Source organism: Streptococcus mitis (assembly GCF_023109515.1).
Classification (GTDB): Bacteria; Bacillota; Bacilli; order Lactobacillales; family Streptococcaceae; genus Streptococcus; species Streptococcus mitis_CS.
In genome coordinates this window covers 28,102-41,819 of sequence record NZ_JALDUM010000003.1, presented here as the reverse complement: position 1 = coordinate 41,819, position 13,718 = coordinate 28,102, and the positions used below count along the sequence as shown (strand labels likewise).

15 protein-coding genes are annotated in these 13,718 nt (G+C 41.9%); 3 read left to right on the top strand and 12 right to left on the bottom strand.

What is annotated here, in order from left to right:
• Nucleotides 1-95: 95 nt before the first annotated feature.
• The 4 genes from M1G05_RS07720 to M1G05_RS07705 all read right to left on the bottom strand — a co-directional run bounded on the left by M1G05_RS07720 (nt 96) and on the right by M1G05_RS07705 (nt 4,149).
• Nucleotides 96-2,060: a peptide ABC transporter substrate-binding protein gene (locus M1G05_RS07720; protein ID WP_247953476.1), complete on the bottom strand. Its 1,965-nt coding sequence runs from the start codon at nt 2,058-2,060 to the stop codon at nt 96-98.
• A 136-nt stretch (nt 2,061-2,196) separates the two neighbouring features.
• On the bottom strand, nt 2,197-2,331 hold the full coding sequence (rpmH, locus tag M1G05_RS07715; protein ID WP_000831905.1) for a 50S ribosomal protein L34: 135 nt from the start codon (nt 2,329-2,331) through the stop codon (nt 2,197-2,199).
• A 144-nt stretch (nt 2,332-2,475) separates the two neighbouring features.
• Nucleotides 2,476-3,690 carry a pyridoxal phosphate-dependent aminotransferase gene (locus M1G05_RS07710; protein WP_000666455.1) on the bottom strand — a complete coding sequence of 405 codons (1,215 nt, stop codon included), beginning with the start codon at nt 3,688-3,690 and terminating at the stop codon, nt 2,476-2,478.
• A gap of 156 nt (nt 3,691-3,846) precedes the next feature.
• On the bottom strand, nt 3,847-4,149 hold the full coding sequence (locus tag M1G05_RS07705) for a hypothetical protein (RefSeq protein WP_247953475.1): 303 nt from the start codon (nt 4,147-4,149) through the stop codon (nt 3,847-3,849).
• 160 nt (nt 4,150-4,309) lie between these two features.
• Between M1G05_RS07705 and M1G05_RS07700 the strand changes: the two genes are divergently transcribed.
• Nucleotides 4,310-4,762: a universal stress protein gene (locus tag M1G05_RS07700; RefSeq protein WP_000079148.1), complete on the top strand. Its 453-nt coding sequence runs from the start codon at nt 4,310-4,312 to the stop codon at nt 4,760-4,762.
• A 37-nt stretch (nt 4,763-4,799) separates the two neighbouring features.
• Here the strand turns inward: M1G05_RS07700 and M1G05_RS07695 are convergent, their stop codons facing one another.
• Nucleotides 4,800-6,185 carry a Cof-type HAD-IIB family hydrolase gene (locus M1G05_RS07695; RefSeq protein WP_247953474.1) on the bottom strand — a complete coding sequence of 462 codons (1,386 nt, stop codon included), beginning with the start codon at nt 6,183-6,185 and terminating at the stop codon, nt 4,800-4,802.
• Nucleotides 6,186-6,250: 65 nt separating this feature from the next.
• Here M1G05_RS07695 and M1G05_RS07690 point away from each other — a divergent pair, with 65 nt between their 5' ends.
• Nucleotides 6,251-7,213: an asparaginase gene (locus M1G05_RS07690; RefSeq protein ID WP_247953473.1), complete on the top strand. Its 963-nt coding sequence runs from the start codon at nt 6,251-6,253 to the stop codon at nt 7,211-7,213.
• On the opposite strand, the gene M1G05_RS07685 is transcribed toward M1G05_RS07690, so the two are convergent.
• Both M1G05_RS07685 and ccpA read right to left on the bottom strand, forming a co-directional pair.
• Nucleotides 7,210-7,356, bottom strand: coding sequence for a hypothetical protein (locus M1G05_RS07685; protein WP_247953472.1), 147 nt, complete (start codon nt 7,354-7,356; stop codon nt 7,210-7,212). The genes M1G05_RS07690 and M1G05_RS07685 overlap by 4 nt on opposite strands.
• A 60-nt stretch (nt 7,357-7,416) precedes the next feature.
• The gene (gene ccpA, locus M1G05_RS07680) at nt 7,417-8,427 is read right to left on the bottom strand and encodes a catabolite control protein A (protein WP_001090628.1); all 1,011 of its coding nucleotides are present in this window, start codon (nt 8,425-8,427) and stop codon (nt 7,417-7,419) included.
• A 237-nt stretch (nt 8,428-8,664) separates the two neighbouring features.
• Between ccpA and M1G05_RS07675 the strand changes: the two genes are divergently transcribed.
• Nucleotides 8,665-8,982, top strand: coding sequence for a DUF960 domain-containing protein (locus tag M1G05_RS07675; RefSeq protein ID WP_000886035.1), 318 nt, complete (start codon nt 8,665-8,667; stop codon nt 8,980-8,982).
• Between the two features lie 45 nt (nt 8,983-9,027).
• Here the strand turns inward: M1G05_RS07675 and folK are convergent, their stop codons facing one another.
• The 5 genes from folK to M1G05_RS07650 all read right to left on the bottom strand — a co-directional run bounded on the left by folK (nt 9,028) and on the right by M1G05_RS07650 (nt 13,633).
• The gene (gene folK, locus M1G05_RS07670) at nt 9,028-9,840 is read right to left on the bottom strand and encodes a 2-amino-4-hydroxy-6-hydroxymethyldihydropteridine diphosphokinase (RefSeq protein ID WP_247953471.1); all 813 of its coding nucleotides are present in this window, start codon (nt 9,838-9,840) and stop codon (nt 9,028-9,030) included.
• 158 nt (nt 9,841-9,998) lie between these two features.
• Entirely contained in the window at nt 9,999-10,553 is a 555-nt protein-coding gene (gene folE / locus M1G05_RS07665; RefSeq protein ID WP_000380921.1) for a GTP cyclohydrolase I FolE, read from the bottom strand.
• The gene (locus tag M1G05_RS07660; RefSeq protein WP_247953470.1) at nt 10,534-11,856 is read right to left on the bottom strand and encodes a bifunctional folylpolyglutamate synthase/dihydrofolate synthase; all 1,323 of its coding nucleotides are present in this window, start codon (nt 11,854-11,856) and stop codon (nt 10,534-10,536) included. The genes folE and M1G05_RS07660 overlap by 20 nt, the downstream gene beginning before the upstream one ends.
• Nucleotide 11,857: 1 nt before the next feature.
• Entirely contained in the window at nt 11,858-12,832 is a 975-nt protein-coding gene (gene folP / locus M1G05_RS07655; RefSeq protein WP_247953469.1) for a dihydropteroate synthase, read from the bottom strand.
• A 93-nt stretch (nt 12,833-12,925) separates the two neighbouring features.
• Nucleotides 12,926-13,633, bottom strand: a complete 708-nt coding sequence (locus tag M1G05_RS07650) for a CPBP family intramembrane glutamic endopeptidase (RefSeq protein ID WP_247953468.1) — start codon at nt 13,631-13,633, stop codon at nt 12,926-12,928.
• Nucleotides 13,634-13,718 lie beyond the last annotated feature (85 nt).

Here is a 13,718-nt window from a genome sequence, read left to right as displayed (position 1 = left end):
TGACGAAGTCAGTAACCATATATACGGTAAGGCAACGCTGACGTGGTTTGAAGAGATTTTCGAAGAGTATTAACTGAAAAGCATGACTAGGAATATCATTGAATGTGGTTAGCTAAATCTTCCTGAGCTTTTTTATTTGACTCAGCTTTTTCTTTCAGCCATTTTTCATAGAGTTCTTGGTACTGTTTAGCAGTGACTGGCTCTTTTTGCAATTCAACATATTTGTAGTTGTCCGCATTTCCCTTATGACCAACGAATGAGAATGGTCCTGTAAACGGTACAGTCTTACGGAAGATTGGGTTAGCTCCACCACTTTGAACTGGTAGGAAGAGGGCACTATCTGTCAACCAAGCTTGGGCTTCAGCATATTTTTCATAGCGAGCTTGAGTATCTGTGATTTCCGCATCAGCCTGATCCAAGAGTTTCTTGTAGTCAGCAAGACCAATCTTGTCCTTGACTTCCTTGTCTTTTCCTTCAGACAAGCCCATGTTTTTCAACTGAGAGCCTGTCTCTGGATCAAGAATAGCTAGGTAAGTCTTAGGGTCTGAGTAGTCTCCACCCCATCCTGAGATGTCGATATCGTAGTCTTTTTGTTCTGCTGTATCTGCAAAGTAGGTTGCTTGGTCTTTTTCATCTGGAGAAAGTTGGATAACGTCGATAACTACATTCTCCTTACCAAGAGTTTCTTCCACTGTTTGTTTGAAAGATCCAGCCTGTTGCACATCCAACTTAGCAGTCTGGTCAACTGGCATATCCAAATGAATTGGGAAGGTTACTCCTTGAGCTTGCAGACTTTCTTTGGCCTTAGCAAACTTCTCTTTGGCCTTGTCAGGGTTCAAGAAGGCTTGCTTACCATCGTTTAGGTTAATATTTGCCCAATCTTTACCGTAGTTGACAATTTTTTCATTGACAATATCACCAAAGTTCTTATCGCCAACTTGGACAAAGTTACTTGGTGTAACTGTGTTACGCAAGATACGGTCTGCTCCATCTTCACCATTTGTCTGTGCTGCATAAGCATGACGGTCAAAGGCAAAGTTGATAGCCTGACGGAAATCTTTATTTTGCATAGCTGCGCGTGAATCTGTCTTTTCCTTATCAGACTGTTTCATAGTTTGCTTGTAGCTTTGACGATTCACGTTGAAAAGATAATAGAAAGTAACTGAGTTTTGTGGTGTGTAGGTAATCTTGTCCTCATTCCCCTTCTTAAGTTCAGCAAAGACTGAACTTGTTGGGAAGATACGGCCATCAGTATAGTTACCATCCAAGAAACCTCTAGCAATGCTGTCTTGGTCAGAACCGTCAAAGAAAGAGAGTTTCACTTTCTCAATTTTGACATTGTCCTTATCCCAGTAATTAGGGTTTTTATCAAACTCAATCAAAGATTTTGATGAGAAAGATTTAAACAAGTAAGGACCATTTGACAAGATACTTGATGGTGTTACGCTTCCAAAGTCATCTCCCTTAGACTTCAAGAAGGCTTCATTTACAGGATTAAGGATACTTGCTGTTGTTTTAGAGTTCCAATAAGTCTCAGGTTGGTTGAGAGTGTATTGTAGAGTGTAATCATCCACTGCCTTAACACCAACAGTTCCAAAATCAGATGATTTCCCTTCAACATAGTCTGCTAGACCCTTGATAGAGTCTTGTACCAAGTACAAGTTTTCAGCCTTTTTATCAGCCGCATACTTGAGACCAGTCACAAAGTCATGAGCTGTTACGTCCGCATACTCTTCTCCTTCAGAAGTGTACCATTTAGCTCCCTGACGGATCTTATAAGTGTAAGTCAAGCCATCTTTTGACACTGTCCATGACTCAGCCATAGAGGGGATGAGATTGCCATACTGGTCATTTTCCAACAACCCATCAATCAAGTTGGTTGTGATACTAGATGTTGAGTCTCGTGTAGAGGTAATATAATCCAAGGTATCTGGGTTGCTAACAAAGATATAAGAGTAAGTCTTGTCTGCATTACTTGATTGGGAAGACCCACATGCCGCTAGAGCTAGACCTGCTGTCAAAGCCATAGCTCCAAAAAGCATAACTTTTGATTTCTTCATGATTATTCTCCATTTTTACAGTATGTGAAATATTATACACCATTTGAGCAAAAATATAAAGCTTTTTGTACTTTTTTACAAAAATAAAAATCAGTAGACTCGAGTTCCTACTGATTTTTGATAGAATTCGTTTGGATTATGCAGCCAAAACTTTGCGTCCTTTACGACGACGAGCTGCCAATACGCGACGACCGTTTTTAGTTGACATACGGTTACGGAATCCGTGTTTGCGCGCACGACGAAGTTTACTTGGTTGATAAGTACGTTTCACGATGAATACCTCCTCATAGATTTTGTATTCGTTTAGCCGGCTATAAAGTGATCAGTTACTAAACATACTTTACTATTCTATCTGATTCTTTTACTTTTGTCAATAGCTCTAGGCAAATGTTTCCAGCTTTTTCGAATGTAAGCCCTATCTACGATACTGTTTCAAGAAACGAGTCATCTTTTCTTGGATTTGGGCTAGTTCATCAACACGAGGAAGGTAAACGATACGGAAGTGGTCTGGTTCCTGCCAGTTGAAGCCTCGACCATGAACCAAGAGAACCTTTTCCTGTTTCAAGAAATCAAGGACAAACTGTTCATCATCATCGATACGGTACATATTGCGATCGATTTTAGGGAAGATATAGAGTCCAGCCTTGGGTTTAACCGCAGACAAACCTGGAATATCTTGAATGGCATTGTAGATGAAATTTCTTTGCTCGTAAATTCGTCCACCAGGAAGAAGCAATTCATCGACCGACTGGTGACCACCTAGGGAAGTTTGTACGACCTGTTGAGCCAAAACATTAGAGCAAAGTCGCATATTGGACAGCATATTGAGCCCTTCGATATAGCCCTTGACATGAGTCTTTGGTCCAGACAAGACCATCCAACCCACACGGAAACCAGCGATACGATGGGATTTTGACAGACCATTCATGCTGACACAGAAAACATCTGGTGCCAAGCTCGCCACAGGCGTATGCACATGTCCATCCATTACCATGCGGTCGTAAATTTCATCCGCAAAGATAATCAAATCGTTCTGACGGGCAATCTCAATAATCTCCAGCAAAAGTTCCTTAGGATAAAGGGCTCCAGTTGGGTTGTTTGGATTGATAAGGACGATTGCCTTGGTATTGGAAGTGATTTTTGACTTGATATCGTCAATATCTGGGTACCATTCTGCAGCTTCATCACAGATATAGTGAACGGCATTTCCTCCAGCTAGGCTGACAGCGGCTGTCCAGAGAGGATAGTCTGGCATAGGCACCAAGACCTCATCTCCGTTGTCCAAAAGCCCCTGCATGGACATAACAATCAGCTCACTGACACCATTTCCAAGGTAAATATCATCAATATCCACATTTGGGAATTTCTTCAACTGGCAATACTGCATGATGGCCTTACGGGCTGAGAAAATCCCCTTGGAATCAGAATATCCTTCACTATCACGCGCATTCATAATCAAGTCATGAATGACCTCGTCTGGCGCTGTAAAGCCAAATTCTGCCGGATTTCCTGTATTCAGACGTAAAATCTTTTCTCCGTTTGCTCGCATCCGCATAGCTTCTTCTAAAACAGGACCACGGATATCATAAGCAACATGCTCTAACTTACTAGACTTGTTATATTCTTTCATCTTGTTTCCTCAATTCATCAGGATAGTAACATTATACCACTAGAAAGAAAATGCGACAAGTTTACTGAAATGTGTTACTAAAATTCTACAGAAGAAAAACCTCGCTAAAAGCGAGGTCAAGACAGGGGAGATAGCAGGTATTTTGCGAAAGTCACATCACATACCAAAAGATAAACCTAGAAAAAGCAAGCCTAAAAAGGAGTCATAAAGAAGATTGAACATGAGGAAAAGCCCCCATATCATCAAGTAATCCCAACGCCCACTTCGTTTTGCAACCAGGAATAATAGAAAATGGTAGAGTAGGTGAAAGACTAAAAAGCCAACAAAACCTGGATAGAGAAGCGGAATTAGCTTCTCTAATTGCCAGACCATGATAACTTCTAGCAAGACTGAAACTAGGATGATTCCATAATAAAGGAAATTTGAATTTTTTGTTTCTTGAAAAGAGTGCTTCATCATTCTCCCTCCTTCACTTCTTTCCTGCTATCCTTTCTTTTATTTTATCATATATTTATATAGTTTTTAAGCACTAACATTCTTTTGAAAAATACTTTTTTTGCTTTACTTCTATAGTGAAAAGGTTTACAATTATAGTAAGAAAATTTCAGGAGGTTTCATTATGGCACAACGTTACCAAAATATCATGGTCGCAATCGATGGTTCTAAAGAAGCGGACTTGGCTTTTGTCAAGGGAGTTCATTCTGCTCTACGGAACGACGCTAAACTCACCATCGCACATGTCATTGACACACGCGCTCTCCAAAGCGTATCCACCTTTGATGCTGAAGTTTATGAAGAACTCCAAGTCGACGCTGAAAGTCTGATGAAAGAGTACGAAAAACGTGCTAAAGATGCTGGTGTGGCAGATGTTCATATCGTCATTGAAATGGGAAATCCAAAGACCCTACTAGCACGTACTATTCCAGATGCTGAGGAAGTGGACCTCATCCTCGTTGGCGCAACTGGTCTCAACGCCTTTGAACGCCTCTTGGTCGGCTCTTCATCTGAATACATTCTCCGCCATGCTAAGGTCGATTTGCTGGTTGTGAGAGAACAAGAAAAAACCTTATAATCACCAAGAAAAGGAGCTCAGAGCTCCTTTTTGTTTACTATTTATTTCTCTCTTTATGGCGTTCATAAGCCTTGAGCTGGCGCTGCAGTTCCTTTTTAATAGCAGGTTCTGGAGCATATTTTTCTTCCCAATCATCTGGCTTTAAGATTTTGTGGGTCACTGGATCAAAATGAGCCTTGCCATCTGGAAAAATTTTCCCCATATTGGCCTGATGGACAATATCAAAAATACGTTCTGGGTCCACCCCCATCAAAACAAAACTACCGTAGGTGAAGTAAAGCGTATCAATCAGGGCATCTACCTGCCCTACCAAATCTTGCTGTGCAGGTGTCTTCTTGGCTACTTTATCTGCTGCCTTATCAAGGGCCTGATGAAGTTGCGATAAAGCTTGACCAAAATCCTCTTCAGAGGGACTGGCTGCTCGAACAAACTCCACCAATTCTTCTATTTTAAAGCCAGCCCTGTGGGTTGCACCTTCTAAATCCCAAGCTCGAGGTTCTTCTTGGGTTCGTTCATCCATCATGTGGTGGAAGGTCTTGACCTTATTGAAATGATAGTCACGGCTGACAAAGACTTTTTCTGAAGCTAGAACACCAAAATGTTCCAAGGCCTTGTGGATTCCGTCTTGCTGATTGCTAGTTGTGATATGCTTGGCAACTTCCTTGACACTGCTACTACCATTTCCCATAGCGACCGACATACCGACACCCGCCAGCATTTCTAGGTCGTTATCGGAGTCACCAAAGGCCATGACTTGGTTGAGATCAAAACCATATTCTTTCCCAACTCGTCGAATGCCTTCCAATTTAGAGTTTCCTTGATTGATGACATCTGCTGCAAAAGGATTGCTACGTGTCAATTTCAAATCTTCAAAATCAGCTGCTGCCTTCTCAGATTCTTCTGGTGTCATAAGCATCAAAACTTGGTAGATAGGCTGATTCATCAGATGAAGCAGGTCTTCTTCCTTTTGGGGAACAACCTTGCTGACCATACGATTAAAGGAATGACTCACCGTCCGAGTTAAAATAGAGGGAACGAAGCGACTGATTCGTTGGGAAAAAGAACCCAAACCAAAGGACATGATTTTAGAACCCAACATGGCATCCTTGGTCCCTAGGGCAATCTCCTTGCCCTCTTTTTTAGCATAAGTAATTAGCTGGCGCAAGTGTAACTTGGAAATAGGGCTCGTGAACAGGACTTTGTCTTTAGTAAAGATATACTGGCCATTATAGGTTACCGCAAAGTCCAAATCCAAATCGTCCATCAATTCCTTAACAAAAAAAGGTCCTCGACCTGTCGCTACGCCGACAAGCACCCCTTGTTCTTTGATGATTTTAATCGCATCCTTAGTGGATTTCAAAACACTCTTGCGATCGTTGACCAAGGTTCCATCGATATCAAAAAAAACAGCTTTGACTTCCATCCTATCCCAATCTCCCCTTTTGTGATACAATGATTATACCACATTTCAGAAAGAGTGAGTAAATCATGCCTAAGAAAATCCTTGTTTTACATACGGGTGGGACTATTTCTATGCAGGCCGATGCTTCTGGCGCTGTTGTGACAAGTTCAGATAATCCCATGAACCATGTGTCCAACCCACTTGAAGGAATCCAAGTCCACGCCTTAGACTTTTTTAACCTGCCAAGTCCCCATATCAAACCCAAGCATATGCTGGCTCTCTACCAGAAAATTAAAGAGGAAGCTGCTAACTACGATGGAGTGGTGATCACACACGGGACCGATACTTTAGAGGAAACAGCCTATTTCCTTGATACCATGGAAGTCCCCCATATGCCTATCGTTCTAACAGGGGCCATGCGCAGCTCCAATGAACTCGGTAGTGACGGTGTTTATAACTATCTGAGTGCTTTACGGGTGGCTAGTGATGACAGGGCTGCTGACAAAGGAGTTTTGGTTGTTATGAACGATGAAATCCACGCTGCCAAGTATGTTACCAAAACACATACGACCAACGTCGGCACCTTCCAGACCCCAACACACGGGCCACTTGGTCTGATTATGAAACAGGAAATCCTCTACTTCAAAACAGCTGAGCCCCGTGTTCGCTTTGACCTTAATCACATACAAGGCTTAGTCCCTATCATCTCGGCTTATGCTGGTATGACAGATGAGCTGATTGATATGCTGGATTTGGAACAATTGGACGGTTTGATTATCCAAGCCTTCGGAGCTGGTAATATTCCCAAAGAAACGGCTCAAAAATTAGAAAGCCTTCTGCAAAAAGGAATCCCAGTCGCCCTGGTTTCACGATGCTTTAACGGTATAGCGGAACCTGTTTATGCCTACCAAGGTGGGGGCGTGCAGTTGCAAAAATCTGGTGTCTTCTTTGTTAAAGAACTCAACGCCCAAAAAGCCCGCCTAAAGCTCCTCATTGCCCTCAATGCCGGACTAACAGGACAGGCTTTGAAAGACTATATGGAAGGTTAAGTCTCTTCGAAAATCTCTTCAAACCGCGTCAACGTCGCCTTACCGTATGTATGGTTATTGACTTCGTCAGTTCTATCTGCAACCTCAAAGCAGTGCTTTGAGCAACCTGCGACTAGCTTCCTAGTTTGCTCTTTGATTTTCATTGAGTATAATTCCCTCCTCTAAAAACAAATCAGGAAATCTTCACGATTCCCTGATTTTTTCTATTTACGTTTTCGTGTTGAGCGACGTTCTGTCAAACCATGAGGTAAGAGAACTTCACGTTCTTCCAACTCTTCCTTGTGCATAATCTTAGTCAACATACGCATACTTATGGCACCAAGGTCATAAAGAGGTTGGGCAATAGTTGTCAAGTTTGGACGGGTAAAGCGTGAGACTTGCGAATCATCACTAGTAATAATTTCAAACTCTTCTGGTACTGATACACCCTTATCAGCAAGGCCGTTCAAGACACCTGCTGCCAGTTCATCACCTGTTACAACTGCTGCAGTTGCGTTTGATGAAATCAAGCGTTCTGCCAAGGCATAACCGTCTTCATAAGTGTATTTAGATTCAAATACCAATCCTTCGCTATAAGAAATACCTGCTTTTTTCAAGGCTTCCTTGTAGCCAACCAAACGAACCTTACCATTGATATCATCCACTAGTGGACCGCTAACGAAAGCAATGCGCTCATTTTCTTTAGCAAGGTAGGTCACTGCATCAATCGTAGCTTGTTTGTAGTCAATATTGACACTTGGAAGCTGATGTTCTACATCCACAGTTCCTGCAAGAACAACTGGTGTCCGAGAGCGAGAAAACTCTGAACGAATTTTTTCAGTCAAGTGATATCCCATAAAGATGATACCATCCACTTGCTTAGAAAACAGTGTATTGACAACTGAAACTTCCTTGTCATCATCCTCATCACTATTGGCAAGGACGATATTGTACTTGTACATTTCAGCGATATCATCAATCCCTTTAGCAAGCGTTGAGAAATAGCCATTGGTAATATTTGGGATCACGACACCGACAGTAGTTGTCTTTTTACTTGCAAGACCACGCGCCACTGCATTTGGACGGTAATCTAAACGGTCAATCACCTCAAGCACTTTTTTTCGAGTATTCTCTTTTACATTCTTATTGCCATTGACTACACGGCTAACCGTCGCCATTGAAACTCCTGCTTCACGGGCGACATCATAAATCGTTACTGTATCGTCTGTATTCATTCCATTTCCTTTCTATATCATACCTCACGAGACTCCAAAAAAAGAGACGGTATGAAAATTTCGTTTTCATGATTCCACTTATTCCATTTTATCACTATTTGTAAACACTTTCAAGCGTTTTTTGAAGATTATTTGAAAAAATTTCATAGGAAGCTATGTTTATGAAGAAAAAATCACCTTTTCTTGATTTTTAATCCTATTTGCTGTATGATAAGGGAAAAGAAAGGGGGAAGAAATATGGCTTTTACCAATACCCACATGCGGTCAGCTAGTTTTGGCATTGTTACCAGCTTGCCTGATGACGTTATTGACTCATTTTGGTATATCATCGACCATTTCTTAAAAAATGTCTTTGAATTGGAAGAAGAACTCGAGTTTCAATTGCTTAATAACCAAGGAAAAATTACCTTCCACTTCTCAAGTCAACACCTCCCTACAGCCATTGATTTTGACTTTAACCATCCTTTCGACCCTCTTTATCCCCCGAGAGTTCTGGTTTTAGACATGGATGGTAGAGAGACTATCCTCCTCCCAGAAGAAAATGACCTATTTTAAAAACTCTAGCCTTCAGTTACAAACGACTGAAAACTAGAGTTTTTTCTATTGTTTCAAAGCATTATACAAGTTGCGGATAGGTTGCTTTAATGTAGGATGGATAAAATGAGGCGCAATTTCTTGAAGAGATTCAAGAACAAAAAGACGTTCTGCTATATAAGGATGAGGCAAGATGAGGTCGTCTGTATAAAGAATCTGATCCTCCACAAAGAGCAAGTCCAAATCAATCAAACGAGGCCCCCAATGTACTTCTCGCACCCGTCCCATCTCTGACTCAATGGCTAACAAGGTCTCTAATAGAACTGGGGCAGGCAACCAGGTTTCAACCTCAACCACTTGATTAGCAAAACTATCTTGCTCCACACCACCCCAAGGCTCCGTCGTCAAGACACTGGACTCTTTGAGAATATGGATACCTTGATTTCGCATGTTCTCAATGGCTTGTTTCAAGTTTGCTTGTTTATCTCCCATATTGCTTCCTAGGGCGATAAAGGCTCGTTGCTTGCGGCGATGAATGGTTACCGAGCAAGTATCTAGTGGCAAATGCACTGGCGCCCAAGGTTTTTTCAGTTCCAGCTTCATTTCTTGGACAAGAGGATAGGCCTCAAAGGTACGTTCTACCAGTTTGTAGGCTACCGTTTCAATCAAGTCCTCAGTTGTTTCCTGAAACCAAGTCGTCCACTGCTGACACAGTTCTCCATAATGGACAGAAGCCGTTAAATCCAAGTCTGTAGCCGCCTTGGTCATATCATAGGATAGGATTGCGGAAATAACAAACTTCTGCCCCAATTCCTTCTCACTAGGAAAAAGACCATGATAGGCAAAAATTTCCAAATCCTTAATCTGCAGTTGATCCATAATGATTCCTTTCTAGAAAAATCCGCCTAAAGCGGATTCTTTTTATACTCAATGAAAATCAAAGAGCAAACTAAGAAGCTAGCCGCAGGCTGCTCAAAACACTGTTTTGAGGTTGCAGATGGAAGCTGACGTGGTTTGAATTTGATTTTCGAAGAGTATTATAGTCCCATTAAACGATAAGCCTGATCTCGAAGGTCCTTATCTGTTTCAAATAGACCACGAGCTACTGTCGTCAAGGTTGCAGTGCCTGGTTTTCTAACACCACGCATGCTCATACACATATGTTCCGCCTCAATGACAACAAAGGCTCCTTTAGCACCTAGATAGTCCATCAAGGCATCGGCCACTTCGATATTCAAACGTTCTTGAATTTGCGGCTTTTTAGAATAAACTTCAACCGTACGGGCTAGCTTAGACAAACCTGCTACACGGCCATCTGGAATATAGGCAATATGCGCTCTCCCATAAAATGGCAAGAAGTGGTGTTCACACATGGTATGGAAAAAAATATCCTTTTCTACCACCATATTATCGTCAATAATCTCAAAAGATTTTGACAAATGTTCCTCCGCTGTTTGACCAAGACCTGAAAAAATCTCTTGGTACATACGGGCCACTCGAGCAGGCGTTTCCTGCAAGCCCTCACGGTTAACGTCCTCTCCTACAGCCTCGATAATCATTTTTACAGCTGCTTCAATCTTTTGTGTATCCATTTTCGTTTTTCCTCTCCATCAGATAGGCTCTCACTTGGCTCAAGAAATACAAGGAACCCGTGACAATCCTAACTGTTTGTTTCTCTTCTTTTTTATCTGTCAATTTCTGCTCTAGAAAATCCTGCCAACCTTGGTAGCTGAGATTTCTAGACCTAACTGCCTCTTTCAGCATGCTTTCATCAGTCGCCCGACTATCGTCAAAATGGGTCAAGGTAAGCTCGGTATCTGGTAGTGTCCCCAGCAAGTCCAACATATCCTCCAAGGCCTTGGTTTTGATACAGGTAAATAGGATTTCCTTATGATAATCTGCAAAACGTTCTTGCAAGGTTGCTAATAAAGCCTTAATAGCATGGGGATTGTGGGCTCCATCCAAAATCATCAAGGGATCTCTTGACACGATTTCCAAACGCCCTGGCCAACTTGTTTCTTCCAAAGCTTGAGCAAGCAAGTGATTGCTTGCTAGCTCTCGACCATCTTCTTGACAAAAAGTATCAAGTAAAGCTATGGCCATCCCAGCATTCTCTATCTGGTGCAAACCAAGCAGGCCAGTCTGGAAGCGACCTTGTCTGACAACACTTGTATAGTCAAAGACTTCACCCGTAACCACACTCTTTTGATGACTAACTTGATAATCTGCCCCATAGGCAATTCTCGGCGCATTTTTTGCTTCTGCAATAGAGTCAATCACAGCTAGCGCTTCTGGAGCAATGCAACCTGTTACCGAAGGAATACCTTGTTTGATAATACCAGCTTTATGCTCTGCTATGGCTTCCAAGGTGTCCCCAAGTAAGGCTACATGGTCCAATCCAATGGTTGTAATTCCTGTCAAAATGGGCTGGCAGACATTGGTACTATCCAGAAGGCCACCCATGCCCACTTCCATGATGACCACATCTACTTGCTCTGAGGCAAAGTAATCATAAGCTATGGCGGTGATAATTTCAAACTCGGTTGTTCCCCGCAAATTGGCAGCCGATTCCCCCTCAAGCAAAGATCGATAGTCTGACATGAGAGCTTCTAGTCTCGCTTCTGGAATGGATTCCCCATTGATGCTAATCTGATCCGTATAATGACTGAGATAGGGCGAGCTAAACACGCCAACTCTCAGCCCTAGCTTTTCTAGCATATTTTTCAAAAAAGCAATGGTCGAACCCTTGCCATTGGTTCCTCCAATATGGATGACCTTGAGTTTGAGATGGGGATTGCCACGCAGAGCTAATAGTTCCACCATGCGTTCCAAGCCAAAATGCGGTTGGTCCGTCCGATAGTTGGCAATCCACTGATTGTTTTCAATTTCTTTCATCTTATTTGTATTGTTTTAAATCTAGATTTTCCGCTTCATCAGCCAGACGAATAGCGGAGGCAATTTCAACTGCCATCCTGTGACTAGCTACATCATGCACGCGCACCACTTCTACTCCCTGCCTCGCAGCGATACTGGTTACCTGAGCCGAAGCCGTATCTCGATTGCGGAAACCAAGTTCTGTCTCAGGATTGACTTCAAAACCATTTTCTTCAAGGATGTTGATGACAAACCGCTTGCGCGACACTCCAAGAAAGATTGGATAGCCCTTCTGATGGAGTTTATTCAGGTCCCGTAAAAGAAGCAAATTTTCTTTCTTGGTCAGACCAAAGCCGATTCCTGGATCCAACAGGATATTTTCTTGTGCGATTCCAGCTTGATTCGCTCTCGCTAAGGCTCTGTCAAAGAAAGCCTCCATCAAGTCTTCGATTGGCAATATTTCAAAGTCAGCTAACTCTTCCTCTGTAAAAGCTTGTCCAAAACCAAAATGAGGAAATATAAGCGAGCTAGGGTGCTGAGGTCGTGCCATGACTGGATTAAACATGATGACCACTTTCGCACCAGCCTTAGCAACCACATCCGCCATTTTTTCATCACCCATAAGACCAGTGATATCATTGACTAGATTGGCACCAGCAGCCAAAGCAGCCTCTGCCACCTGACTCTTCCAAGTATCGATAGAAATAAGGACATCACTTTCCTTGCGAATCGCTTTAATCACTGGAACAACACGCTGGATTTCCTCTTCTATCTCAACATAGCTACTGCCCGGGCGAGTCGATTCTCCACCGATATCTAGCATACTAGCCCCTTCTGCTATCAATTTACGAGCCTGCTGGAGCGCTTGCTCAAGCGCAAAAAATTGACCACCGTCCGAAAAGGAATCTGGGGTTACATTGATAATTCCACAAATAGCTGTCTTTGCATGATTTGCTTTAGTTGACATATCGGTCACTCCCTCAAGGCTTTTCACCATATTATTTCTCTATTTTACCATAAAAAGAAAAAGATGGACACGATTGCATTCATCTTTTTCCCAGTAGAAACAAGTAAGCAATTGTCAAAAATCTTAAACAGAAATCCCTAATGTCCGACTCAAAATCACCACGAGAGCCAACAAACAGAAAACAACCCCATTAACAATCATGTGAAGTAAGATCGACATTTCCAAACGTTGGGTTTTATAAACTGTCCAAGTTAGCACAGTTGACATTCCTCCATAGATAAGAAGAGAAGGTAGATTTGTCGGTAAATGAAGCAAGGCAAAGATAATAGCACCGACTATATAACCCACATTTTCTTTACCACGAAAGAGTTTTTTAGGAATCACTCCTCGACATAAAATCTCCTCACAAATAGGAGCTATTAGAACCAGTAAGAAAAAACTGGAAATTAAGGAACTATTCTGGACCAAATCATTAATATTTGATTGATTGCTGGTTGTTGTTTCATTCATCAAACGCAGTAAGACCACACCAAGAATATTAAAGGCAAGAATCACTAGATAGCTTAAGGCCAATCTAGCCAAATCCTTAGCCTTGAAAAACGATAAACCAAAACTAGCCAACTGTGTTTTCCTAGCACCTATTATAAATACAGTTAAAACCACAAGAGATAAGGCCCCTACTAATAGTCCTGATTGCAACAATGGAAATCGTCTACTTGTTAGAAAATAGGACAAAGCCAAAGGAAGCTGAGAAAAAAGAAGGGCTACTAAAAAAATAATTACCCATTTGCCCCTGTTCACTATCTCTTTCCACATACTCTTCTCCTTCATGATTTTTCCTCCTTAGTCTTAATAAACATCATTGAATATATTTGCGAGCTAATCACAATCTCCTTTGTATTAAAAAAGGGGGAAA